This window comes from Pseudomonas sp. B1(2018), from assembly GCF_003097365.1.
GTDB lineage: Bacteria > Pseudomonadota > Gammaproteobacteria > Pseudomonadales > Pseudomonadaceae > Aquipseudomonas > Aquipseudomonas laurylsulfatiphila.
In genome coordinates this window covers 512,941-537,794 of the sequence record NZ_PYUK01000001.1, presented here as the reverse complement: position 1 = coordinate 537,794, position 24,854 = coordinate 512,941, and the positions used below count along the sequence as shown (strand labels likewise).

Genomic DNA, 24,854 nt, shown 5'->3' with positions numbered 1-24,854 from the left:
ATTTGAAGTGCGCTCAATCCGGCCTGTTGCAGTCGGTTGAGCTTGCGCGTTCAAGCGTGTCGACTGGGGCAATGCGTTGGAGGATGATCACAACGGCGCCACTTTCATCAATGTAACGACCTGTTTGGGCTTCCCTCAGGGCAGGGAATCGGAGATTCGGTTTGCAAATCAATACCGACAAACTGCTTGTTTCAACCAAATTCGCCCCTCCGCGAATCGGCACTCAATCGATTCCTCGCAGCCGGCTGATCGATGAGCTGCAGCGCATCGAGCACTGCACTGTCGGCCTTGTCATTGGCAGTCCGGGTTTTGGCAAGACCACTTTGCTGGTGCAGTGGCGCCAGACCATGATGCGCGCCGGCGCTGAAGTCGCCTGGTTGTCACTGAGCGCCGACGACAAGCACCTCTCGACCTTTTTTGCCTACTTGCGCGGTGCGCTGCAGCGCCTGGGTGTGACGATCGACACGGGCACCCCGCTGGAAGGCGCCAGCAGCGAATCGATCGACGAGGTTGTCGCGGCCATCGTGGATGCGGCGTCCAGTGTGAACAAAGAGCTGTTTCTGGTGCTTGACGATTACCAGCATGTCGCGGATCCGCGCTCGCACCGATTGATGCAGAAACTGTTGGATCACAGCCCGGAAAACCTGCACTTCGTGATTGCCGCGCGCGTCCAGCCACCCCTCAGCCTCAGCCGGCTGCGACTGATGGGGCAAGTGGTGGAACTTGACTGCGCGGCGTTGCCTTTCGACCTGGCGGAAACACGCGCATTCCTCGAATTGAATCTGGCCACGCTGAAACTGCACGAGGAGGAAATCCATCTTACCCACGAGCTCACCAGCGGTTGGCCAGCGAGCCTGCAGTTGATCGTGATCCTGCTGCGCAGCAACCCTGGCGCCCGGTCGAGCCTGCATGAACTGGGTTGGAGATCGGACGACCTGCAAAGCTATCTGGCCGAAGATGTGATGGCGCATCTGCCGGAGGAGTTGGCGGACTTCATGGAGGCCGTCAGCATTTGCCGGCGTTTCAACGCCTCCCTGGCGGAGGCAGTGACAGGCAACACCATTGCAGCGCAAATGCTCAACCGGCTTGAAGAAGAAAACCTGTTGATCTTTCGTGTCGAAGCCGATGACCGCTTGCCCTGGTATCGTTTCCATCCGCTGTTCAGTGAGTTTCTGGCCACGCGCCTGGTTCGTCGCAACTCGCAAAACATCGCGCAATTGCATCAGCGCGCGGCGCATTGGTTCGCCGAGCGCAAACTGCTGGCCGAGGCCATGCGTCATGCCACATTGGGCGGGGATCTGGAGTTCGCCGTTGAAGTCATCGAACGGGCGGCGCCGACTACCTGGGGGTTGGACCAATTAAGCCCGCTCCTGCGTCTGCTGGACCGGCTGCCGCAGGAAGTCTTGTTCTCCAGGCCTCGGTTGTTTTTCCTCGGCTGCCTGGCCTATGCGTTGACGGCACGGCCGGCGAAGGCGGAGGCGTGGCTTGAGCAATTCGAGCGAAGTGGCGTTGCGCAGCCTGAAGACGTGGCGTTCCGCTTGCCGCTGGTTCAGGCGGTCATCCATGTTCAGCGCGATCGTACCGAGCCGGTCATTGCCTTGCTCGAAAGATTCCAGCCGCTGATCGACGACTACTCCATCATGCGCTACGGCCCACCGGCAATGTTGGCACTCGCCTATTCCGCGGCGGGACGCTATGCAGATGCGCTGCGTTGTCTCGATGACCACCCGGTGCCCGAGGTCGACCGAAACGACGAGATGGCGTTACTCGCGGAAGGTACCCGGACCCTGTGTTGCCTGATGGAAGGCAGGATGGGCGATGCCGCACGCATGGGCCAGACGCATTTGAGCCGCGCTGTGGCGGTTCACGGACATCGCTCAGCCAGTGCCTACGCTGGAGCCTCCACCCTGGCTGAAGTTTATTGTGAACTGGACCGGATCGACGAGGCGCGTGAGGTCCTGGCCAATCGCAATGGACTGCTGCAATGGACCATGCCCGATTCCATGATGCGCGCCAGCATTTGCCGTGCCCGTCTGGATCTGCTGCAAGAGTCGGCTGCCACGGCACTGGCCTTCCTTGAACGTCAGGAACGCCACTTTCGCAGCATTGGCCAGGACCGCGCACTGGTGCATTGTCTCGCCGAGCAGGTGCGCATCGAATTGCTCGAGGGGGACCGTGCCAACGCGGCCGTGCATGTTGCTCAGCTCGATGTGCTGGGGCAGGCCCATCAAGGGGCGGTAGGGTTCCAGGCGGAAATTCCGGCGATGGTCGCCCTGGCCAAGGCGCGACTGCTTCTGGCAACCAACTACCCGGACAATGCATTGCAGGAACTGCAGCATGTTCGTGGTTATGCCCAACAACACCTGCGTGGCCAACTGGGTGTGAGCGCCTTGCTGTTGATGGCCATTGCCAATGCCGATCTGCGAAAGCAGGACGCCACCGACGAGTTACTGCTTCAGGCGCTGGAAACGGGGCAGCGACTGGGGCTGGTGCGGACTTTTCTCGACGAAAGCGCGGCGCTGTATCCTTTGCTGCTGCCACTGACGGACAGGTGCGCCGCCGACAGCTCATTGGCTGCCTATCTGCAGGACTTGCTTTCGCGTTTTGAGCAGGGCAAGGCTGGCGCACATTCCAGCGATGGCAGCGCCTCGACAGGCCAGAAGACCTTGACCCCGCGAGAGCTGGCAATCCTGCAGTTGATCAGCCAGGCCATGTCGAACAAACGGGTGGCCCTGACGTTGAGCATTTCACTGGAGACGGTGAAATGGAACCTGAAGAACGTTTTCCTGAAGCTCGGCGTTTCCAGTCGCTACGACGCTGTCTCCTGGGCGCGCAAGAACGGCCTGATTCCCTGAGCTGCACCCCGCACAAATTCCTGAGGACGACTCCGCCAATGCAGTTGCGTGGACTGCAATGGCGGAGCGTCCGCAGGCGTGCTGCCATCGCAGCTTAAGGTGTTTGCCGAAAGCCCGGCCTCCTCGTTTCAGGGAGGGACACACCATTCCCGTATGCGCCACCGACACTCCCCATTTCACAAGGACTGTACGCCCCCTCTGTAGGAGCTGCCGCAGGCTGCGATCTTTTGATCTTGCTCTTGAAAAACAAGATCAAAAGATCGCAGCCTGCGGCAGCTCCTACAGGGGGGTGCATGTTTCGATGGATGCCCCCCCTCCCTGAGGGGTACAGCAGGCAAGGCGCATTTCCTATCGTGGCATCGACCCGGCCGGTTTGATCCGGCGCGTAGATCCAGCCCTAAGGAGATGCTTCATGATTCCGCGCACCCTGTTTGAGCACGAGCACGAGGAGTTCCGCAAAACCACGCGGCGCTTCCTTGCCGACGAGTGCATGCCGCACCACGAGCAATGGGAAGAGGATCACCTGGTTCCCCGTGCCATCTGGGAAAAAGCCGGTGAACTGGGTCTGCTCAATGCCACCACCCCTGAGGCCTACGGTGGTCTTGGCCTGGACCGGCGCTTCTCGCTGATCGTCGGTGAAGAAGTCACCCGCGTCAGTGCCAGCGGCCTCATCGGTTTCGGCGTACACGACATCGTCGCCGGCTACCTGAACAACTTTGGCACTGAAGCACAGAAGCAAAAGTGGCTGCCGAAAATGGCGGCTGGCACTGCGATTGCGGCCGTGGCCATGACCGAGCCGGGTACCGGTTCCGATCTGCAAGCCGTCCAGACCCGTGCCACGCTGGTGGGCGACGACTACGTCATCAACGGCTCCAAGACCTTCATTTCCAACGGCACTAACTGTGATCTGGTGGTTGTCGTGGCCAAGACCGGCAACACCGGCAAAGGCTCGCAGGACATCTCCCTGATCATCGTCGAAGGCGACCGTCCGGGCCTGAGCAAATCCAGGCCGTTGCGCAAGGTCGGCCTGCATGCTCAGGACACCACCATGCTGTTCTTCGAAGACCTGCGCGTGCCCAAGGAAAACATCCTCGGTGGCGTTCCGGGCCAAGGGTTTTTCCAACTGATGAAAGAGCTGGCCTGGGAGCGACTGGGGATTGCCGGCAACAGCATCGCCGGCGCCCAGGCCGTGCTTGAGCACACGCTGGAATACACCCGCGGTCGCAACGTGTTCGGCAAGCCGATCTTCGACTTCCAGAACACCCGGTTCAAGCTTGCCGACATGAAGATCAACATCGCCGTCGGCCAGAACTATGTCGATAAATGCATGGCCCTGTGCCTGGAAAACAAGCTGACCCCCGAAGCGTCGGCGGCAGCCAAGCTGTGGTGTTCCGATCTGTATTCCAAGGTGGTCGATGAGTGCGTGCAACTGCACGGCGGCAACGGCTACATGCTCGAGTACCCGGTGGCGCGCCATTACCTCGATCACCGCGTCCTGCGTATTGCCGGCGGTGCCAACGACATCATGAAAGAGCTGGTCGGGCGCACGCTCTGATCACGGCCCCATCGAGGAATTTGCCATGGAATATCTGATCCCCCGTACCTTGTTCAGCGCCGAGCACGAAGACTATCGGCGCCTGGCCCAACGTTTTCTGGCCGATGAAGTACTGCCGTTCCACGCCCAGTGGGAAAAGGAGAAACGTGTACCTCGCGAAATCTGGCGCCGTGCCGGTGAGCTGGGCCTGCTGCTGCCGTGCATTCCCGAAGAATACGGTGGCTATGGCGCGGACCGATTGTACGCCATGGTCATTGGCGAGGAGTACATGGGCTCTGGCGCTTCGGGCCTGGGCATTGGCTTCGGTGTGCATGCACTGGTGGCCGGCTACATCCTGCATTACGGCAGCGAGCAGCAGAAGCAGACCTGGTTGCCGAAGATGGTCTCCGGCGAAGCCATCGGTTCGATCGCCATGACCGAGCCCAACACCGGCTCCGACCTGCAGGCGGTCAAGACCCGTGCAGTGCGCGATGGCGACGAGTACGTCATCACCGGTTCCAAGACCTTCATTTCCAACGGCGTGCAGTCGGACCTGGTGGTGGTGGTCTGCAAGACCGGCACCACCGGCACCGCCAAGGACATCTCGCTGATCATCGTCGAAAGCGGCCGCGACGGGTACGCCAAGTCGCAGCCTCTGGAAAAGATCGGCCTGCATGCCCAGGACACCTGCATGTTGTTCTTCGACAACGTACGCGTGCCCTGTAGCAATCTGCTGGGGCCGGAGGAGGGCAAGGGCTTCGGCCAGTTGATGCGCGACCTCGCCTGGGAACGCATCAGCGGTGCCATCGGATTCCAGGCCCCGGCCGAAGCCGCGCTGCGCCACACCATCGATTACACCAAAGGCCGCACGGTGTTCGGCAAGCCGGTGATCGATTTCCAGAACTCGCGCTTCAAGCTCGCCGAACTGAAGGCTGAAATCCAGATCGGTCGTTCCTGGGTCGACAGCTGCATGGAGCTGGCTCTGCGCAATGAACTCACTCCCGAAGCCGCCGCCATGGCCAAGCACTGGACCGCCGAGTTGAGCCTGCGCGTGGTCGAGGAATGCCTGCAGCTGCACGGCGGCAACGGCTACATGACCGAATACCCGATTGCGCGCCTGTTCCTCGATACCCGTGGCAACCGCATCTGGGGCGGCAGCCGCGAAGTCATGAAAGAAATCATCGCTCGCACGCTGTAAGGCCACTCATTCAAAACCTGTTCTCGCATTTGCGCGAATGAGCTGTCAGCGGTGACCGGCTCTGGGGAGTCGGGTCGCCGTTTGCTAACAATCAAGACCCATTGGGAAGGAGCGTTATCGTGTCACAAGAACTTCGTTTTGACGGCAAAGTAGCCATTGTTACCGGTGCCGGTAACGGCCTGGGCCGGGCCCACGCGCTGCTGTTGGGTTCGCGCGGTGCCAAGGTCGTGGTCAACGACCTGGGTGTGAACCTTCAGGGTGTGGGTGTTTCGTCGGCCGCCGCCGACGCGGTGGTCGCCGAGATCCGGGCCATGGGCGGCGAAGCCGTCGCCGACTACAACTCGGTTGCCGAAGGCGAGAAGATCGTCGCCACCGCGCTGGAAGCCTTCGGCACGGTCGACATCCTGATCAACAACGCGGGCATCCTGCGCGACGTTTCGTTCGCCAAGATGACTGAAGAACAGTGGGACCTGATCCAGGAAATCCACGTCAAGGGCGCGTTCAAGCTGACCCACGCCGTATGGCCGATCATGCGTGAGAAAGGCTACGGCCGGATCATCATGACCGCGTCCGGTGCCGGCGTGTTCGGCAACTTCGGTCAGTGCAACTACTCCACCGCCAAGTCCGGGCTGATCGGCTTCGCCAAGTCCCTGGCCTTCGAAGGTGCCTCGAAGAATATTCGCGTCAACACCATCGCCCCGATCGCGGCGTCCCGCCTGGTGATCGCCAGCGGGATCCTGCCGGAAGACGTGCACGCCAAGCTGGCCTCCGAGCACGTTGCGCCGCTGGTTAGCTGGCTGTGCCACGAGGAGTGCCCGGAAACCGGCGGCCTGTTCGAAGTCGGCGGTGGCTTCCACGCCAAGTACCGTTGGGAACGTTCCCAGGGTCGTGTGCTGCACACCGATACCCTGAGCCCGGAACTGGTTCGTGAAAACTGGGAGCGCATCACCCAATTCGACGAACACAGCGTGCACCACACCAACGGCGGCGAAGGCTTCCAGGAACTGTTCGCGCGTCTGGATTCGCCGGCTAAGGGCGGCAACCAGTACGTCGACATGGAAGTGGCCAGCAATGCCGTGTCGACCCTGGAAACCGAGTACAACCAGACCGACGCCGCCCTCTACGCATTGGCCGTAGGCGCCGCGAAAGACCCGCTGGACGAGACCGAACTGCTGTACATCAACGAGTTCAAGGACGAAGAATTCCGCGTGCTGCCGACCATGGCCGTACTGCCGGCGACCGAAGTGTTCCTGCAGGCCATCAAGTCCGGCAAGCCGAGCCTGGAAGGTCTGGAGCTGCCGTTCGCCAATGGCCTGCACGGCGAGCAGTACACCGTGATGTACCGTCCGCTGCCACCGGCTGCCAAGCTCAAGCACACCATGCGTCTGAAGCAGGCGATCGACAAGGGGCGCAGCTCCGTTTCCATCCTTGCGGTGGAAACCACTGACGAAAACGGCGTACCGCTGTTCTACAACGAAATCACCAGCTTCTACGCCGGTGTGCCAGGCGCCGGCCTGGAAAAAGTCCAGAGCGCGCCACTGCCTGAACTGCCAGCACGCTCGCCGGATGCGGTGATTGCCGAGCAGACCGACATCAACCAGGCCTTGCTGTATCGCCTGTGCGGTGACTGGAACCCGATGCACGTCGATCCGGACTACGCCAAGGCGGCGGGCTACGAGAAGCCATTCCTGCACGGTCTGTGCACCTTCGGCTATGCCGGTCGTCACGTGATCAAGGCGTTCTGCAACAACGATTCGCGCCTGTTCAAGAGCATCCGCGTGCGCTTCGCCTCCATCGTCATGCCGGGCGACACCCTGGAAACCCGCATGTGGGCTGAAACGCCGACCCGCGTGGTCTTCGAGATGCGTGCAGTGGAACGTGATGTAGTCGTGCTCAAAGGCGGCGTCGTGGAAATCTTCGACAAGGTTCCGGACATCTCTTCCCTGACCAACGCTTCCAAGGAAGAGCCGAAGACCCTGACCGCGCACGACGTGTTCGGCGTGTACAAGGCCCACTTGCAAGCTCATCCGGAAATCGCCGCCGAAGCGCAGATGATCATGCAGTTCGTGGTGAAGAACCGTGAATCCAACTGGGTGCTCGACCTGAAGAACGGCAAGGGCGACCTGTATGAAGGCGTTGCGGCCAATGCGGACGTGACCATGGTCATCCAGGAAGCGAACATGCCGGAACTGGCATCCGGTGAAGAGCCACAACTGCAGAAGCTGTTCTTCGGCGGCAAGCTGAAATTGACTGGCGACACCATGGCTTCGAAGAAGCTGGAAGCGTTCGCCGGCATCGACCAGAAGCTGTATGCGGCAGCTACTGCCGAGCGCCTTGCCAAGGCGGCAACCTCAGCGTGAGAAAAGCTGCCTCACCGTTCAACTCAGGTTGATCGGTGAGGCAACTGCACTGCCGCTTGCGCCTCGTGACGCAAGCGGCAGCCCCCTGTTACGGGAGAACCATTACATGAATCGTCGCGTCAATGTGATTGGCGTAGGCATGACCCCATTCACCGTGCCCGGTGTCGGTGGTCGCTATTACGACCTCGCCGCCGAGGCGGGCCGCCTGGCGTTGCAAGACGCCGGCATCGAGTATCGCAGGGTCGAGGCGGCCTATGCCGGTTTCGTCCATGGCGATTCCCTTTCCGGCCAGCGTGGCGTTGCCGAGCTGGGTTTGACCGGAATTCCGATTATCAATGTCAGCAACCAGGGTGCCAGTGGTTCGACAGCGCTTTACCTGGCGCGTCAGGCCATTGAACACGGCATCGCCGAATGTGTGCTGGCAGTGGGTTTTGAAACGCCGTCGGCTGAATCGGCGGGGCTGCATCGGCAGGACGGTGAGTCGCCGATGGCGACCGAGCTGTGCGCAAGGGCTGCGCGGGAATACATGCAACGTTATGGTGCACGCAAAGAAACCTTCGCGATGATCGCAGTGAAATCACGCGAACACGCCGCACTCAATCCTTATGCACTACACCGCCAACCCCTTAGCCTGGAAACAGTGCTGGAAGAGGAAGTGTGCGCCCCCCTGACCCGATTGCAGTACTGTTCGTCGGCCTGTGGCGCAGCGGCCGTGGTGCTGTGCTCCGATGAGTTCGCCAGGAAACGCGGGATCAGCGACCCGGTTTTCATTGCGGCGCAGGCCATGACCACCGATCTGTCCGGCAGTTTGAGTGAGGGTTGCGCTAACCGTGCGGTGGGTTATGAGCTGGGTTTCGCCGCAGCGCGTGACGTCTATGAGCGGGCAGGCATTGGCCCGGAAGAGGTCGATGTGTGCGAACTGCATGACGGCTCTACCGCCAGTGAAATCCTGCTGTATGAAGCGCTCGGTTTCTGTCGGCAAGGCGATGCCGAGAAACTCGTCGAGGATGGCGACAACACCTATGGCGGCAACCGGGTCATCAATCCCTCGGGCGGATTGTTGTCCATGGGGCATCCACTCGGTGCGACAGGCCTTGCCCAGTGTGCCGAACTGGTCTGGCAGTTGCGCGGGACAGCGGCGAATCGTCAGGTGCCCTATGCCCGTGTCGCCTTGCAACACAACATCAGTATTGGCGGCGCCTGTGTGGTGACCATGTATCGCTGCGATTAGCCTTGAGGCTGAAGCCTTGCGCACGATACGGCATGCGACAACTCGATTAAAATAATCAGGCGGCTACACCGCCTTCAAAATCGTAGGACCTGTCATGAACGAACAACAAGAGCAAATGACACTGCTGCACTGGTTTGAGCATTGGGAGCGCAACACGCCCGATTCGGTGTACCTGACGCAACCTTGTCCTAATGGCATGGTGTTCGATTACAGCTGGCGCGAGGTCGGCGATCAGGCCCGGCGCATGGCTGCCTACCTGAAATCGTTGGACCTGCCGAGCCGTTCGACGATCGCGATCCTGGGCAAGAACAGCGCCCATTGGATCATCGCCGACCTGGCGATCTGGATGAGCGGGCACATCAGCGTGCCACTGTACTCGACGGCGAGCGCCGACACCGTGGCCTATGTACTCAAGCATGCCGAGGTGCGCTTGTTGTTCGTGGGCCGGCTGGATGGCGAAGAGGCCGCGTGGAAAGCCGCGAGCAAAGGTGTTCCGGCCAACATGCCGGTCATCAGCCTGCCGCTTTCGCCACGTTCCGAGGGCGATCAGTGGCTGGACATCATTGCCGAGTCGGCACCGCTTGCCCGGATCACGTTGCCGGAGCCGGCGGACCTGGCCACCGTCATCTACACCTCGGGCAGCACCGGTCATCCGAAGGGCGTCATGCACAGTTTCGGGACCATGTGCAATGTGGCGCAGATCAATGCTACGGCGCTCTATAACAGTAAGGGTGGCCCCGGCCCCCAGGAGCGCCTGCTGTCGTACCTGCCGTTGGCCCATGGTGCCGAACGACAAGGCGTCGAATCGACCTCGTTGCGTTACGGCATGCATGTGTTTTTCAACGATTGCCTGCAAACCTTCGGCGCGGACCTGCGTCGCGCACAACCTACGGTGTTCTTTTCGGTGCCGCGGTTGTGGGCCAAGTTCTATCAGGGGATCAACGCACAAATCCCGACCGAGGAGCAGGAAGCTGCATTCGCCGATCCCATTGAAGCAGGGCGAATGAAAGAGAAGATCCTCGGTGCGCTGGGGCTCAATCATGTTCACACCGCGTTTACCGGCTCAGCGCCATTGCCAGTGCCGATCATCAACTGGTACCGCCAGCTCGGCCTTGAACTGCTCGATGGCTATGGCATGTCGGAAAACTTCGCCTGCTCTCATTTCAGCCGCACCGGTCGGGTGCGCGTTGGCTATGTGGGTGAGCGCTTGCCAGGCGTTGAGTGCCGAATTGCCGAAGACGGCGAGATCCTGGTCAAGAGTCCCGGGCAGATGCTTGGCTACTACAAGCAACCGGAGCTGACCGCAGAAAGCTATCTGCCCGATGGTTTCTTCAAGACTGGCGACCGTGGCGAACTCGATGAACTGGGGCGACTGCGTATCACTGGCCGGGTCAAGGAACTGTTCAAGACGGCCAAGGGCAAGTACGTCGCGCCAGTGCCGATCGAGGCAAAGCTTGGCGGCCATCCACGCCTCAGCGAAGTCTGTGTGACCGGGGTAGGGCTGCCGCAGCCTTTTGCGCTGGTCACGTTGTCCGAGGAAACACGCCTGGCGTTGGCTTGCGGCGTGCAGCGCAGCGATCTGGCCGTTGAGCTGCAAGAGCTGCTCGATCAAGTCAATGCGCAACTGGAAGATCATGAACAGCTGGACTGCCTGGTGGTGGTTAAAGACCCCTGGACCATCGACGGCGGGTTACTCACCCCGACCATGAAGATCCGCCGCACGCAAATCGAGGAACGCTATGTCGAGCGCGCCGAGACCTGGTGCGGTAGCCGGCAAAAAGTGATTTTCGAATAAAACGGTTCATTGCGCACGTGGCTGCGGCGACGTGCGCAATCCTTGAACCGGGCCATTTCATTGCAGGTGTGTTTCCCCATGTCCAAACCCGACGCGCATACGCGCGAAGCCTATCGCTATTTCCGTCCGATCCAGACCCGCTGGATGGACAACGACGTTTACGGCCATATCAATAACGTCAACTACTACAGCTACTTCGATACCGTTGTGAACGGCTTTCTGCTGAGTGAAGGCCTGCTCGATTATGAACGCGGCGAGACCATCGGCCTGGTGGTCGAAACCCAGTGCAACTACTTTGCCCCGATTGCGTTCCCCGATGTCATCGATGCCGGCGTACGAGTCACCCGGCTCGGCGGCTCAAGCGTGCGCTATGAAGTGGGCCTGTTCCGCGAAGGTGAGGCGCTGGCGGCAGCGCAGGGGCACTTCGTGCATGTCTACGTCGGGCGCGAATCGCGTCGACCGGTCAGTTTGTCCGGGCCAATGCGTACCGCGCTCGCGCAATTGCTGGTCGACATCTGATTCACGGGCGCCCCCAACCCCCTGTAGGAGCTGCCGAAGGCTGCGATCTTTTGATCTTATTGTGGTGGCTTGCGCCGTTCATTCAGGCTGCGTGCAGGGATTGCGATCAGCAGCAGCAAGGTGCCGAACACCAGCACCGCGCCGATCACGTCGAAGGCCAGATACAGGCTGCCGGTGACCGTCTTGATCGCGCCGACCATGGCCTGGCTGGCAACCCCGGCGAGGTGGCCGATGCTGCTGATGACCGCGATCCCGCCGGCGGCACCGGCCGTACCGAGTAATGCCGGTGGAATGGTCCAGAACAGGGGGACAGCGGACAAAGCCGCCGCCGCGCCGAGCGCCAGCAATCCGATCGACAGGGCGACATGTCCCTGGACGAAACCGAGCAGGATGAAGCAGCAGGCGCTGACCATCAGCGTCGAGGCCAGGTGCCAACGCCGTTCCAGATGACGATCGGAACTGCGCCCGAGCAGGTACATGCCAACCATCGCGCCCAGATAAGGCAGGCTGGAGACCATGCCGATGGTTTTCAGGTCCAGCAGGCCAAAATCCCGAATCAGCGTGGGCATCCAGTAAGACACGGTGTTCGAGCCGCTGTAGATGCAGAAATACACCAGCCCGGCGATGTACAGCCGCGAGTCGCGCAGTACTTGGGCAAAGCCGCCCTGGCGCTTGCCCGGCTCGTTTTCCAGCACTTCGGCCAGCGCTTGTTTCTGTTCGGCGCTGAGCCAGGTGGCCTGCGCCGGCCGGTCGGTCAACCAGAACCAGCCAAAAATGCCCAGTGCGATGGCCGGGAGGCCGGTCAGTACGAAGAGCATTTGCCAGTCGCGCAACCCCAGCCAGCCATGCAGGTTGGACATGATCGCGTCAGCCAGCGGGCCGCAGATGATCCCGGCGACCACCCCCGACATCATGAACGCCGCCGTGATGCGCCCGCGCAATGCCGAAGGAAACCAGTAGGTCAGGTACAGGATCACGCCCGGAAAGAAGCCGGCTTCAGCCATGCCCAACAGCAAGCGGGCGCCGATCAGCTGATTGGGTGTGGTGACGAACGCCGTCGCCACCGTTACCAGTCCCCAGAGCACCATGATCCGCGTCAGCGTGGCGCGGGCACCGACGCGCTGCATGTACAGGTTGCTGGGGACTTCAAAGAGGATGTAGCCGAAATAGAAGATGCCGGCACCGATGCCATAGGCGGCATCGCTCAACAGGATGTCCTCGGCCATGCGCAGCTTGGCGAAGGAGATGTTGATGCGGTCGATCGCATTGATGATGAACGCGACCAGCAGAAAGGGCATCAGGCGCCAGATGACCTTGCGATAGATGCTCGCCAGATCGGCGCAAGGGCTTGCCCCGGTGAGCGGCAAGGTTTGCTCGAGTTGATTCATGGAATATTCCTGCACGGTAAACCGATTGTTTTTATTGTCTGGTACGCGGGGAAATGGCCAGCGCGCTGCGGTGCCGGGCACCGCAGCGCGGTACCTTTAATCCAGCGTCACATCACGCAAGGTGGTCATGTCGATCACGAAGCGGTACTTCACATCGTTGGTCTGCAGGCGGGAAAAGGCGGTGTTGATGTCCTGGATGCCGATCATTTCGCAGCTCGGCAGTACCTGGTGTTCAGCGCAGAAATCGAGCAGTTCCTGAGTGGGCTGGACGCCACCGATGATCGAGCCGGCGAGGGTGCGGTTGTTGCGCATCAGCAGGCCGCCATGGATCGGTTCCAGCGGTTCGATGGCACCGACCAGCACCATCACGCCGTCGCGACCGAGCAGCATCAGGTACGGATTGACGTTGTGGCGGCTGGGAATGGTGTCGAGGATAAAGTCGAAGGCATTGGTCGCGGCGAGCATCGCCTGCTGGTCGTTCGACAGCAGCACATGGTTCGCCCCCAGGGCGCGGGCGTCGTCGGCCTTACCCGGTGAGGTGGTGATCACCGTGACCTCGGCACCGAGGGCGACGGCCAGTTTCACCGCCATGTGACCGAGCCCGCCCAGACCGACGACGGCGACTTTCGAACCCTTGCCCACGCCGTAGCGGCGCATCGGGTTCCACACGGTGATGCCGGCACACAGCAGCGGCGCGGCGAAACGTGGATCGAGACTTTCCGGCAAGCGCAGCACAAAGGCTTCGCGCACGACGATATGGTCGGAGTAACCGCCCAGGGTGTTTTCGCCGCTGACGCGATCCTTGCCGTTGTAGGTAGGCGTCGGGCCATGGCTGCACAGTTGCTCCTGATGCTCTGCGCACGGCGTGCACTGCTGGCAACTGTCGACCAGGCATCCGACCGCGACCCGGTCACCGATCCTGAAGCGGCTGACGCTGCTGCCAACGGCGGTCACATGGCCGACGATCTCGTGGCCAGGTACGCAAGGGTACACAGTGTTGTTCCAGTCGTTATGTACCTGGTGGGCGTCGGAGTGGCAGACGCCGCAGTAGGCGATATCGATGGCCACGTCATCGGCACGCAGGGCCCGACGCTCGAAACGAATGGGCGTCAGCGCGCCGTGGGCCTCATGGGCGGCAAATCCTAGACAAGTTGACATGGGGGACTCCTGATAGAGAAAACGCGTACCCCGACAGAGGTCGGGGCACAGGGAAGGTCAGATAGACGGGCGCAACCAGGGCGCCGGTGAGGTTTCGGGCGAGGCGATCTGATTGGAAATCCACTTGCCCATGCGCCGCAGCGGCTCGATCGAATCTTGCGGAGCCGCCCATTTCATGGCCGCCGCATAGCCCAGCGAGACGATGCGTTGCGCGCCATACAGCGGCAGGATGTCCTTGAGTTCATCCTTGATGCTTTCCGGATAGATACCGACGGTCTGGGTGTAGGAATCCACGGCGTCCATGACTTCGCTCAACTCATCGACCGGCACCAGGTTGGCCGTGCGGTCGTCGAGCAGGGTGGCGAAGGACACCGGCTCAGGGATCTGCGAGCAAATGATGGCGCCTTCACCGTCCTTGCCACCGATCACCTGGTACCACTCGTCATCCAGGCGCAGCGCATCGACGTGGGCCTTGAGGTTTGGGTCGTAGCGCTTGGGCACGGTGCTCAAGGTGTTGGGCAAGGTGTGCATGGCGTCATAGACGTAACGGCCGAAAGTGTTCAACTGCGCCAGGCCGGCCTCGTCGGTGCCGCTCTGGACATAGACGACACGGGCACACACGCAGCCTTTCTGGTTCAGCGCGCCAATGTCCATGGCCAGTCGCACAGCGGCTTCGCGCATGCTCGCTTCGCTGGCGAATGTGCCCTTGCCGATGATGCTGGCGCTGCGTTTCGGATCGAGGGAGATCAGCTCCAGCCCCGGCTGGATGTACTGGGTGACATGCTTCATCGAGGCATAGCCACCCCAGGCCACGATCTTCTCCAGGTTCTGCGGTTGGTACAGGCGTTGTTCGAAGGCCTGGTCGCCACCTTTCCAGTAAGCCACGCTGAGGTGTCTGGTCAGCGGATGGTCTGGCGCCATGTCGACCATGGTGCGGGCGATGGCCAGTGCGGTGAACGGGTCGTTGGACGGTGCCTTGATGATCGCGTCGCTGCGCAGCACCATGTTGCGGATGATCGTCAGCAGTGACAGGGAGGTCGCGTTGCCGGCGACGATGTGCAGGGTGCGTGCGCCGAAGCAGCGGGTTTCCAGTTCGGTGCCGTCGATCAACTGCTGTTTGACCCAGCCTTCCAGATACTTGATGCCCACCGTGCTTTCCACCGCTTCGGTGATCGCCTCGCGGGTGAGCATGTGGCGCAGCCCCATGTAGCTGCCCTTGACCATGGTCGGCGTGGTGGGCGCGGTCAGGTAGGACAGTTCGCAGGCTTCCTGCAGGTAGGGGTTGCTGGCGAAGTCGAGGCGCTCGCCGAGAGCCTGGGCATAATCGAGGATGTCCTCGAAGCTGAGCGTGTACAGGTCGGCCAGCCTTGCCGGGTTACCCAGCGGCAGTTTGTCGATGTACTGGTGTGCATCGGGGGTGAGAAAGGCGAGGTCACCGCCACGGCCGCCCACTTCGATCAGGTTGTCGGTAATGACTTGGCCGCGAATGATCATCGGCGCGATAGGTTGGGTCATGGTTTCAGCCTTCGAAGGTGTTCAGGAAATCCATCGCTTCGCGGTGGGAGTCTTCAGTGGCGGCGCAGGTGATCTTGTCGTCGCCGCCGTTCTTTTCGCTGTAGCGTTGTATGGTCCCGACGACGTATTGGCTCGGCCGGCCGCAGGCGCAGGGTTTGTCCCATTCGATGGTGATTTCATCGCCGGTGATGAAGCCGCCCCAACGCACGTCGGCGCCCAGATCGAAGAACGCGGCACGCCCGGTGACCCGGCCTTCACGTGGCAACGGCTTGCTGGTGTCCGGATCGAGCAGGTAGGCGATCACCGTTGGGGCCAGGTGAAAGTGGCCGTGTTCGCAGCGAGCGTGGGAGCCGCCGATGACTTCCGACATGGCATAGGTTTCATGCAACGCTTTGGCGCCGGTGAAGCGCAACACGTCCTCGCGCCAGCCTTCAGGTTGCACGACGCCCTTGGCGCCACCCGTGGTGCTGATGTAGGAATCGGCATGGAAGACGTTCTCCAGTCCGCATTCCAGGCCGGCCTTGGCCATGTTGTGCAACAGGTTCCAGGTCGCGCCGATGTAGACCTGCTTGCCCTTGAGCTGCGAGGCCATCCGCTCGAAGAACGTCGCCAGGTGCTGCGGCGCCTCCATCTGCAACTCATCGAACTGTTTTTTGCGGGCCAACAGTTCCGGGCTGATGTCGAGGCGGTCGAGGGTGCCCTTGGCATATGCCGCGCGAATCTTTGCGCCCAGATGCAGCATGTCGGTGGACAGCGTCGACGGGTAGGCCGCATGGAAGTGGGATTCGTCCGGCAGCAGCACCTTGATCATGAATTCGTTGGCGCGCACATGACTCAGGTAACCCTTGCGGTAGTAAGGGTAGGCGGTGTGCAGCTCGGGTCTCGGTGTGTCCGGGCCGTCCATGTTCCAGGCGAACAAGCGGCGTATCTCGAAGGTTTTCTCGAACTCGCGCACACCGTGCGGCAGGAACGAGAGGGTGCCGGAGGTGCCCGAGGTATGGCTGATGCGCAGGGCCGGCACAGCCTTGTCCATGGTCTCGAACCAGTCGTCCAGGCCCTGGCAGGCGCTGACGTCGGCGGCCATGACGGCCTCGCCGATCTCCGGTGTCACCAGTTTCGCCAGCCATTTGTTGATCTGGGCGAAGCTGCGTTTTTCCAGCAGCGACGGCGGATAGGACTTGTAGACGGTGTGCTCGAACAGCAACGGCACAGCATCGTCGAGCTGCTCGATGTGCTCGATGCCTTCAGCGTCGGCAAGCTTCTTCAGTACCGGTATGCGCTCTCGCAGGTCTGCGAAACGCTGTTGCAAGCCGCACAACTGCATCGCTTGAACTTCCGCGCGGGGCAGTTGGTGCCAGGCAAGCTGGGAATAGTTGACCAGTTTTGCAGGGTTGGTCAGCAGGAGCTTGGTTTTTTGTTCTATTGACTGTTGCGCCGTGGGCATCGTCTGGCTCGCTACTCGAAGGTGAAAAAAACCGGCCGGGGCCGGGTAGGGCAGGGTTCGAGTATGGGGATGACTGGCGCGGTTTTATTCCGGATTCTGGCGTTTGATGGTTTAGTTCAAGTGATTGATAAACAAGGTAAATAAGTGTTCGCTCGGAAGTTTGTACGGATCACTCTGTGTTTGCTTGATCAAAAGATCGCAGCCTGCGGCAGCTCCTACAGGATGCAACCCGGTCAATGTAGGAGCTGCCGCAGGCTGCGATCTTTTGATCTTGATTGTTTAAATCTCCCCACCCCGAACGAGGGGACCTCGGCGCTCGTCAAATCGCTAGCGTGAGAGGTTTCCGGAGGACGTGCGCGTCGTGCATTCGCCACCCCTGCGGCCACTCAGAAACTCGTGAGGTTTTCATGCTGAAAATGACATTCCAGACCACCCCATCAATCGTCATTGAAGCGGGCGCTTCGACCCGGCTCGCCACGCAGGTGAAAGCCATGGGTTGTTTGTCGGTATTACTGGTGACCGATGCGGGCGTCATTGCCGCGCGATTGCTCGATGGGGTGCTTGACGGCCTGGTGCGCGAAAACATCGCCGTCACGGTGTTTTCCCAGGTGCAGGCCGATCCGCCTGAATCGGTGATTCTGGCCGCGGTGGACGCGGCGAAGGCCTGTAGCGCCGATTGTGTGGTGGGTCTGGGGGGCGGCAGTTCGCTGGATGCTGCCAAACTGGCGGCCCTGCTGGCCCGCAGTCAAGAATCATTGGCCGAGGTGTATGGCATCAACCAGGCCAAGGGGCCGCGTCTGCCGCTGATTCTGGTGCCGACCACCGCGGGGACTGGCTCGGAAGTGACCGCAGTCTCGGTAGTGACCACCGGTGCGGGCGAGAAGAATGTCGTTATTTCGCCCTTGCTGCTGCCTGACCTGGCTGTACTGGATGCAGAACTGACCCTTGGTTTGCCTGCGCATGTCACGGCAGCGACAGGGATCGATGCCATGGTCCATGCCATTGAGGCTTACACCACCAAACACCTGAAAAACCCGATTTCCGACTGCCTGGCGCGTGAAGCATTGCAGCTGTTGTCCGGCAGCCTGTTCCAGGCCTGTAATGACGGCACCCACCTCAAAGCACGGGAAGACATGCTGCTCGGTGCCTGCCTGGCAGGTATGGCGTTCGCTAACGCGCCGGTGGCTGCGGTACATGCCCTGGCCTATCCGATCGGTGCGCGTTTTCATGTCCCGCACGGGGTATCCAATGCAATGGTGCTGGGACCGGTGATGCGCTTCAACCTCGACGCCGTGGCGCACCTGTATGCCCAATTGGCCCCCATTGTCCTGCCTGGCATCGAGGGTTGCGACAGGCACAAGGCGTCCGCGCTGGTCGAATACCTGGGTTCGTTGGCGGATGGACTTTGCCTGCCAGCGCGCTTGCGCGAGGTGGGGATCGTCGAATCCGACCTCGAGGCACTGGCAACCGATGCGATGAAACAGCTGCGTCTGCTCGGCAATAATCCACGGGAAGTGAGATACGAAGATGTACTGGCGATCTACCGGGAAATTCTATGAGTGACAAACACACCGGGGATGGCGGCGTTCTTCAGGTCGAAGTGCCGGCCCAACCGCGCAAGGCACCACGGCAGGCGCGGTCTATCGCCCTGGTCTCGGCGCTGAAGCAGACCGGGCGGCAGATTCTTGAAAAAGAAGGGCGGGCTGCTTTGTCCGCCCTGCGTCTGGCTGAAGACTCGGGCGTGGCGATCAGTTCGATCTACGAATACTTCCCGACGATGGAGGCGCTGATTGCGGCGATCTTCGAGGACTATCGCGCCCAAGTTCACATCGAGTTGCTGGCGGGCATCAGCGCATTGCCAGCCAGCGCAACGCTGTTCGACGGGATCGTCCTGACCTTGCGGGTCGGCCTGGCGGCCCATTACAAGAAAACCCTGTTCGATCCGGTGTTCAGCGTTCGCTCCACCCATTACGACGAGTTGGTGCGGCTGGATCTGATAAAGGCCAGGCAGATCTGGGACACCACTGCGACAGCGACACTGATGCAGCGCTTTGCCAGCGAAGTGGTGGTGAAGGATCGGGAGAAGGCCGAATTTCTGGTTTACCAGACACTGCTGGCTTTACCCAGGGCGATGTTGCTGGAAAACCCCGGCTACCTGACTGACGAAGACACCCCGCTGTTGATCGCGCGCATGTTGCATGCGCTGTTGACCACAGCCAGTCAATAAACGACGCCCCTGTAGGAGCTGTCGAGTGCAACGAGGCTGCGATCTTTTAAAGGCAGGATCAAAAGATCGCAGCCTGCGGCAGCTCCTACAGGGGGCTTCAGTGGCCACAGGTCCCGAGTAAACCCGGGCTCTCCCTGTGGGAGCCAGCCTGCTGGCGAAGAACGGCCGGACAACGCGATCATTCAGACAGGGCGCGTTATCGTTAACGTCCATCGCGAGCAGGCTCGCTCCTACAGGTCAGAGATCAACGATCAACGCACGCCGGCATTGCGTAGCGCCGAGGGCGTGAAGTCCGCCAGCTTGTAACTGACGTCGTAGTTCGGTCCTTTTCCGGTCTCGTTCATCATGCCGAATGCGACGTAACGGCCAGCGACCAGGTCGGCGATGCTTTGCACGGCATAGACGGTGATGCCGTTCACGTAGTCGCTGAAGGGATAGCCTTCGGCCACTCGCCACAGTTGACCGCGGCCGTCGTAGTGATCGGCTTCCACCAGCGTCCAGCTGTCTTCGTCGAAATACATATCGCGCTTGGCGTAGATATGGCGCTGGCTCGGCTTCAACGTGGCCTCGACATGCCAGACGCGGTGCAGCTCATAGCGCGAGAGATCCTGGTTGATATGCCCCGGCTTGAGAATATCAGCGTATTTCACGTCGGGTGATTGCAGCTTGTAGTTGTTGTAGGGGATGTACATTTCCTTCTTGCCAACCAGCTTCCAGTCATAGCGATCCGGTGCTCCGTTGAACATGTCGGCGTTGTCGGAGGTACGCATGCCGTCGGATGCAGAGCCCGGCCCATCGTAGGCCAGTTGCGGCGCGCGACGTACTCGGCGTTGCCCGGCGTTGTAGACCCAGGCCTGGCGGGGGTCTTTGATCTGGTCGATGGTTTCATGGATCAGCGATACAGTACCGGCCAGCCGCGCCGGCCCGGTGATGGTGTTCTTGTAGTAGTACAATACGTTCGCCGCTGTTGCCGGATCAACGCCCTGCATCTTTTCCGGGTAGCCCATTTCTTCTTCAATCTGGACGATGATGTATGAGCCGTCAGGCTGAGGAACGGCCTGGGCGGTTCCTCTTGTGTAGCCACCCCCGCGATAACGGGTCGCATGGTTGAAGTAGACCTCTACGCCGGATTTGGGAATCGGAAAGGGGAAGTAATGCGCATCACCGAAGTTGCCGACGCCGTTGCCGTCATTGACGAGCTGCGTAGACACCGCGTTTTTCTTCACGATGTCGTAGATTTTTTGTGGCGATGAGCTGGTGCGGTGGGTTGGGTATACCGGGATTTTGTAGCTGTTGGGATAACGCTTGAACATTGCGAGCTGGCCTGGAGTCAGCTTGTCTTTGTACTGTTCGGCGTTGGCCGGTGTGATCACCAGCAAGGGTTTCTCATTTTCGAACGGGTTGCCGACGAACCCATTGGTCACCGGTGCGGCATTGGTTTTCAAGCCACCGGTCCAGGCAGGGATGCTACCGTTGGCATTGCCTTCCTTTTGCCCGCCCAGCGGAGTCAGCGTCGCGCCCAACTGGGCCGCTTCTTCAGGGGAGACCGCGGCCATTACGCTGGTGGCCAACAGACTTAGCGCCAAAGCGCCCGCTTGCATCATGGATGTGGTTTTCATGCTGTATTTCCTCCGTCTGACGCCTGTTAGAAGTTCACGCCGAAGCTGAGTGAAAGGAAGTCGCGGTCAGTCTGGGTATTGAAATCACCACCAAAGAAGTTGGTGTAATTGAGGCTCGCGGTGTAGGTGCTCTGGTAATCCGCATCCAGGCCGACACTGATCGCCTTGGCGCCTTCCTCGAAGGTCGGGCTGCGGCCATTGACGTCATGGGACCAGGCCACGTTCGGTGTGAGGTTGACGCCAGCGATGGCGTTCGGGTAGTTCAGGCTGGCGCGCGTGCGGTAACCCCAGGAACTGGTGCTGTAGAAGCCCTTGTTGTTGCATTCCTGTTGCGGGTTGCTCGGCCGGGTTGTGCCGGCGGGCGCGCCGGGAACCTGTGTCGGGCTGCCGGCGCAGGTGGCCGCGCCGGCGGCTCCCGGCAAAATGCCGGGGCCGAAGGTGGTGCTGCGGCCGAAGCGCAGGTCGGTGCCGTCGGTTGCACCCAGGCCACTGATGTGGGTGTAGCCCACTTCACCGATCAGGGTCAGACGCTCGCCGCCCAGGACCTGGTTGAAGAACTTGGTGGCGGTCAATTGCGCCTGGGTCACAGGCATACGTTTGTAGCCAGGCAAGTAGGCGCCGGCAGATTTGCTGGCAAACCCGGAGGTGAACACCGGCGTCAGCGGCGAAACGCCGGTGGCTGCGTAGTTCAGATCGGCACCATTGATGCTCAAGGGCTGGTTGGGGCGGTAGCTGACTTCGCCGCCCAACGCGACGCCTTCATAGTTGGTGGCGAAACTCAAACCATACAGGCGGATGTCTTCGGGGTACTCGACGAAGTAGCGGGTCGCGCGAACCTGTTGGGCCAGCCCGGGCACTGTCGAAGTGTTTTGCGTGAAGCTGACCGAGGGGCTGCGGCTGTGATAGTTCAAGGCATAAGCGCCGAACTCGGTGTCGTTCAATTCCGGCACGTTCCAGCGCAAGGCCAGGCCGTACTGGCCACCGTCGCGAGCATCCTTGTCCTTGGCGCGCGGCAGGTAAACATCATCCAGTGCCCCGGCATTGATCTGGGGGATTGTCGCGGTGTTGCTGGCCACACCGGGCGCCAGGTCGAGGCCGGCCAGCACGTTGCGATCAGTACAGCCCTTGGCGATCGGGTCGACGCTGAAGAAGGTCCCGCAGTTATCGACGACCGACTTTTTCCACTCCAGCTGATAGAACGCCTCGGCGTTGAAGTTCTCGCTCAGGCTCTGTGACACATACAGCAGGTTCACGGGGATCAGGCCCTCCTTGACCTCTGCGCCCGGGCGACGCAAAGCCGTCACGTCGACCGGGTTGATCGCGTTGATGCCGTTGCTGATAAAGGTGCTTTCCCCCCAACTCACCACCTGCTTGCCCAGGCGTACGTTGCCTGCCAGATCGTCGATCGTGTAGTTGTGGTAGATGAAACTGTCGAGGAACATCGCACCTGAAGACTTGGCGGCACGATCGCGGCCATGGTCGTCGATGTCGTAGAACGATTGGTGCTCATCCATGAGCTCGAAGTCGTACCAGTACTTGCCGCGCACGAAGGCGCCACTGTCGCCGTATTTCAACTCCAGATCGTGAACGCCCTTGAAGATTTTCGAGAAGGTCTCGCCTTTCTTGAAATTCAATCGGCCATCGTCGGCGTTGCGTGCCGACGAGTTGCCGTTTGCGCCTACTGAGTTGAAGTTGGAAACAAACTTCGGATCCGGATCGGCTGCGGCCCAACTGGCGCCAATCGACAGCGACGAATCGAACTGCCCCTGAATCTCCCCGATGTTGAAATCAATGGCCTGTGCCTGAGCGCTAACGCCCAGCGCGACAGCCACCGCCAGCAACTGCGGCTGGAAGGCTTCGTACTTTCTTATTGTCATGTGGCGCTCCAATTGCAAATTTCAAAACGACGGGAAGTCAGTCCAGTTGACCGGGTTGTTCGCGGCGGTTGAGCAGGTGAGAGCAGCAGCAAAAATGCCGTGGTGGAGTTGAATCTGATGCAGTGCGGACGAGAGTCACGTTGCGGCTACCTGTGTGATTTTTGTTGTTGTTTTTGGTCGAGCTGGGGGCAACGCTAATCGCAATGCAGGCGAGCGATGCCCCCTCGGGGAGAGGGGGGTAAGACAGGTGGCGGGGAGGGGGGCTGTAGTGTTTTTCGGGCGTGCTGCCAGCCATGCAGGGCAGTTCGACCCATCCCCCTCAACAGGAGGGGGCAGGAGTCAGGCCGGTTTACGTAACTATCGATCCAGGGGTTGCTGTGATCGCCGCCAGACCAACGCGACGAACGGAGCCTTTCAACTGACCTTGGAGAAAATGATGTCGCAGAAAACTTACGTAGCCGGCGTCGGCATGATTCAGTTCACCAAGCCTGGTGCCAGCCTCAGCTACATCGAGATGGGCGCGCAGGCCATTCGCCTGGCCCTGAAGGATGCGGGCGTTGATTACAACCTGGTGCAGCAGGCGTATGCCGGCTATGTGTACGGCGATTCCACCAGCGGCCAGTCGGCGCTGTACGAAGTGGGCCTGAGCGGTATCCCGGTGGTCAACGTCAACAACAACTGCGGCAGCGGTTCGACCGCCCTGTACCTGGCTCGCCAGGCTGTGGAAAGCGGCGCCGTCGATTGCGCGCTGGCGTTCGGTTTCGAGCAGATGCAGCCGGGCGCGCTGAAGGATCACTGGCTGGACCGTCCAGGCACCTACGGCAAGGGTATGGCCGTGTCCAGCCAGATCTTCCCGGAAGGCGATGCCATGCCGAACGCGCTGCGCCTGTTCGGCGGCGCCGGTAAAGAGCACATGGAAAAGTACGGCACCAGGATGGAGACCTTCGCGGCCATCCGCGCCAAGGCCAGCCGTCACGCCGCCAACAACCCGCTGGCCGTGTTCAAGAAAGTCATCACCACTGAAGACGTGATGGCCGACCAGGTGATTTTCCCGGGCGTGATGACCCGCCTGATGGCTTGCCCACCGACCTGTGGCGGTGCTGCGGCGATCATCGTTTCCGAGCGTTTCGCCAAGAAACATGGCCTGCGTACCGACGTGACCATCCTCGCCCAGTCGCTGGTCACGGATAAACCGGATGCCTTCGATCCACCGTCGATGATCAGCATCGTCGGCGTCGGCATGACCCAGCGCGCCTCGCAGGAAGTCTACGAAAAAGCCGGTGTCGGTCCGGAAGACATTCGTGTTTGCGAGATGCACGACTGCTTCGCCCAGAACGAACTGCTGACCTATGAAGGCCTGGGTTTCTGCCCTGAAGGCGGCGCCGAGAAGTTCGTGATGGATGGCGACAACACCTACGGTGGCCAGGTCGTGGTCAACCCGTCGGGCGGCCTACTGTCCAAGGGACATCCGCTGGGCGCCACCGGTCTTGCCCAGTGCTATGAACTGACCCACCAGCTGCGCGGCACCGCCGGTGACCGTCAGGTCGAAGGCCTGCAGCACGCGCTGAAACACAACCTGGGTCTGGGTGGCGCAGGCATCGTGACCCTGTTCGGTCGCGGCTGATCAGCTGTACGCGCGCTCGCTTGGAGCGCGCGTTTTCCCATTCACCTGCAAGGAACCCAGTGCAATGGCAGACATCAGTCTGATCGGCCGTTCGCTCGGCGTGACCACTGCCGAGCTGGAAAAGGGGCGCCTGCGCTTCTTCGCCAAATCCATCGGTGAAACCGATCCTGTCTATACCGACGAAACGGCGGCCAGGGCGGCGGGGCACAAATCCCTGCCGATGCCACCGACGTTCCTGTTTTGCCTCGAGCGTGAAGGCCGGGATACCGACCATATCGTCGAAGGCATCATGGGCTTTGACCTCGGGCGCATCCTGCATGCCGAGCAAAGCTTCACCTATCACCGGATGGCGTTCGCCGGCGACGTGCTGACCTTCGATAGCCGGATTGTCGACGTCTACGACAAGAAGGGCGGCGCGTTGCAATTCGTGGTCAGCGAAACCCGTGTGACCAACCAGATGGGTGAGCACATCGCCGACGTTCGTTCGTCGGTGGTGCAGCGCTGAGGAGC

17 protein-coding genes are annotated in these 24,854 nt (G+C 60.9%); 11 read left to right on the top strand and 6 right to left on the bottom strand.

Annotated features, from left to right (window positions below; translation table 11 throughout):
* The first annotated feature begins 161 nt into the window (after positions 1 to 161).
* From C9422_RS02310 to C9422_RS02275, 7 genes are all read left to right on the top strand, one after another.
* Positions 162 to 2,855 (top strand): LuxR C-terminal-related transcriptional regulator, encoded by a 2,694-nt coding sequence (locus tag C9422_RS02310; RefSeq protein ID WP_116579559.1) that lies wholly within the window; start codon positions 162 to 164, stop codon positions 2,853 to 2,855.
* Between the two features lie 412 nt (positions 2,856 to 3,267).
* Positions 3,268 to 4,410, top strand: coding sequence for an acyl-CoA dehydrogenase family protein (locus tag C9422_RS02300; RefSeq protein ID WP_116579558.1), 1,143 nt, complete (start codon positions 3,268 to 3,270; stop codon positions 4,408 to 4,410).
* Between the two features lie 34 nt (positions 4,411 to 4,444).
* The gene (locus tag C9422_RS02295; RefSeq protein WP_256589852.1) at positions 4,445 to 5,587 is read left to right on the top strand and encodes an acyl-CoA dehydrogenase family protein; all 1,143 of its coding nucleotides are present in this window, start codon (positions 4,445 to 4,447) and stop codon (positions 5,585 to 5,587) included.
* A gap of 119 nt (positions 5,588 to 5,706) precedes the next feature.
* Positions 5,707 to 7,947, top strand: a complete 2,241-nt coding sequence (locus C9422_RS02290; protein ID WP_116579556.1) for a peroxisomal multifunctional enzyme type 2 — start codon at positions 5,707 to 5,709, stop codon at positions 7,945 to 7,947.
* A 106-nt stretch (positions 7,948 to 8,053) separates the two neighbouring features.
* Entirely contained in the window at positions 8,054 to 9,178 is a 1,125-nt protein-coding gene (locus C9422_RS02285) for a lipid-transfer protein (protein ID WP_116579555.1), read from the top strand.
* A 94-nt stretch (positions 9,179 to 9,272) separates the two neighbouring features.
* Entirely contained in the window at positions 9,273 to 10,973 is a 1,701-nt protein-coding gene (locus C9422_RS02280; RefSeq protein ID WP_116579554.1) for an AMP-binding protein, read from the top strand.
* A gap of 78 nt (positions 10,974 to 11,051) precedes the next feature.
* Complete coding sequence (locus tag C9422_RS02275) at positions 11,052 to 11,492, top strand: thioesterase family protein (RefSeq protein WP_007970234.1); 441 nt, start codon at positions 11,052 to 11,054, stop codon at positions 11,490 to 11,492.
* Positions 11,493 to 11,548: 56 nt separating this feature from the next.
* Here C9422_RS02275 and C9422_RS02270 read toward each other — a convergent pair whose 3' ends face one another.
* From C9422_RS02270 to C9422_RS02255, 4 genes are all read right to left on the bottom strand, one after another.
* Positions 11,549 to 12,880, bottom strand: a complete 1,332-nt coding sequence (locus C9422_RS02270) for an MFS transporter (RefSeq protein ID WP_116579553.1) — start codon at positions 12,878 to 12,880, stop codon at positions 11,549 to 11,551.
* Positions 12,881 to 12,976: 96 nt separating this feature from the next.
* A complete protein-coding gene (locus tag C9422_RS02265; RefSeq protein ID WP_116579552.1) occupies positions 12,977 to 14,038 on the bottom strand; it encodes an NAD(P)-dependent alcohol dehydrogenase in 1,062 nt (353 codons plus the stop codon).
* 57 nt (positions 14,039 to 14,095) lie between these two features.
* Positions 14,096 to 15,553 (bottom strand): acyl-CoA reductase, encoded by a 1,458-nt coding sequence (locus C9422_RS02260; RefSeq protein ID WP_116579551.1) that lies wholly within the window; start codon positions 15,551 to 15,553, stop codon positions 14,096 to 14,098.
* A 4-nt stretch (positions 15,554 to 15,557) separates the two neighbouring features.
* Positions 15,558 to 16,997, bottom strand: coding sequence for a hypothetical protein (locus tag C9422_RS02255; protein ID WP_116579550.1), 1,440 nt, complete (start codon positions 16,995 to 16,997; stop codon positions 15,558 to 15,560).
* Positions 16,998 to 17,404: 407 nt separating this feature from the next.
* On the opposite strand from C9422_RS02255, the gene C9422_RS02250 reads away from it, so the two are divergent.
* Together C9422_RS02250 and C9422_RS02245 are read left to right on the top strand one after the other, a co-directional pair.
* Complete coding sequence (locus tag C9422_RS02250; protein ID WP_116579549.1) at positions 17,405 to 18,556, top strand: iron-containing alcohol dehydrogenase; 1,152 nt, start codon at positions 17,405 to 17,407, stop codon at positions 18,554 to 18,556.
* Entirely contained in the window at positions 18,553 to 19,224 is a 672-nt protein-coding gene (locus tag C9422_RS02245) for a TetR/AcrR family transcriptional regulator (protein ID WP_116579548.1), read from the top strand. The genes C9422_RS02250 and C9422_RS02245 overlap by 4 nt, the downstream gene beginning before the upstream one ends.
* A 251-nt stretch (positions 19,225 to 19,475) precedes the next feature.
* Here C9422_RS02245 and C9422_RS02235 read toward each other — a convergent pair whose 3' ends face one another.
* A complete protein-coding gene (locus C9422_RS02235) occupies positions 19,476 to 20,843 on the bottom strand; it encodes a DUF1329 domain-containing protein (protein WP_116579546.1) in 1,368 nt (455 codons plus the stop codon).
* 26 nt (positions 20,844 to 20,869) lie between these two features.
* On the bottom strand, positions 20,870 to 22,720 hold the full coding sequence (locus C9422_RS02230; protein ID WP_116579545.1) for a DUF1302 domain-containing protein: 1,851 nt from the start codon (positions 22,718 to 22,720) through the stop codon (positions 20,870 to 20,872).
* Positions 22,721 to 23,156: 436 nt separating this feature from the next.
* Between C9422_RS02230 and C9422_RS02225 the strand changes: the two genes are divergently transcribed.
* Positions 23,157 to 24,344, top strand: a complete 1,188-nt coding sequence (locus C9422_RS02225; RefSeq protein WP_116579544.1) for a lipid-transfer protein — start codon at positions 23,157 to 23,159, stop codon at positions 24,342 to 24,344.
* Between the two features lie 64 nt (positions 24,345 to 24,408).
* Complete coding sequence (locus tag C9422_RS02220; protein WP_116579543.1) at positions 24,409 to 24,849, top strand: MaoC family dehydratase N-terminal domain-containing protein; 441 nt, start codon at positions 24,409 to 24,411, stop codon at positions 24,847 to 24,849.
* Positions 24,850 to 24,854 lie beyond the last annotated feature (5 nt).

Bases quoted from the DNA above. Each gene is read 5' to 3' on its own strand.
- C9422_RS02265 (WP_116579552.1), bottom strand. From the start codon at position 14,038: ATGTCAACTTGTCTAGGATTTGCCGCCCATGAGGCCCACGGCGCGCTG.
- C9422_RS02270 (WP_116579553.1), bottom strand. From the start codon at position 12,880: ATGAATCAACTCGAGCAAACCTTGCCGCTCACCGGGGCAAGCCCTTGC.
- C9422_RS02235 (WP_116579546.1), bottom strand. From the start codon at position 20,843: ATGAAAACCACATCCATGATGCAAGCGGGCGCTTTGGCGCTAAGTCTG.
- C9422_RS02260 (WP_116579551.1), bottom strand. From the start codon at position 15,553: ATGACCCAACCTATCGCGCCGATGATCATTCGCGGCCAAGTCATTACC.
- C9422_RS02255 (WP_116579550.1), bottom strand. From the start codon at position 16,997: ATGCCCACGGCGCAACAGTCAATAGAACAAAAAACCAAGCTCCTGCTG.
- C9422_RS02225 (WP_116579544.1), top strand. From the start codon at position 23,157: ATGTCGCAGAAAACTTACGTAGCCGGCGTCGGCATGATTCAGTTCACC.
- C9422_RS02300 (WP_116579558.1), top strand. From the start codon at position 3,268: ATGATTCCGCGCACCCTGTTTGAGCACGAGCACGAGGAGTTCCGCAAA.
- C9422_RS02280 (WP_116579554.1), top strand. From the start codon at position 9,273: ATGAACGAACAACAAGAGCAAATGACACTGCTGCACTGGTTTGAGCAT.
- C9422_RS02275 (WP_007970234.1), top strand. From the start codon at position 11,052: ATGTCCAAACCCGACGCGCATACGCGCGAAGCCTATCGCTATTTCCGT.
- C9422_RS02285 (WP_116579555.1), top strand. From the start codon at position 8,054: ATGAATCGTCGCGTCAATGTGATTGGCGTAGGCATGACCCCATTCACC.
- C9422_RS02250 (WP_116579549.1), top strand. From the start codon at position 17,405: ATGCTGAAAATGACATTCCAGACCACCCCATCAATCGTCATTGAAGCG.
- C9422_RS02220 (WP_116579543.1), top strand. From the start codon at position 24,409: ATGGCAGACATCAGTCTGATCGGCCGTTCGCTCGGCGTGACCACTGCC.
- C9422_RS02245 (WP_116579548.1), top strand. From the start codon at position 18,553: ATGAGTGACAAACACACCGGGGATGGCGGCGTTCTTCAGGTCGAAGTG.
- C9422_RS02230 (WP_116579545.1), bottom strand. From the start codon at position 22,720: ATGACAATAAGAAAGTACGAAGCCTTCCAGCCGCAGTTGCTGGCGGTG.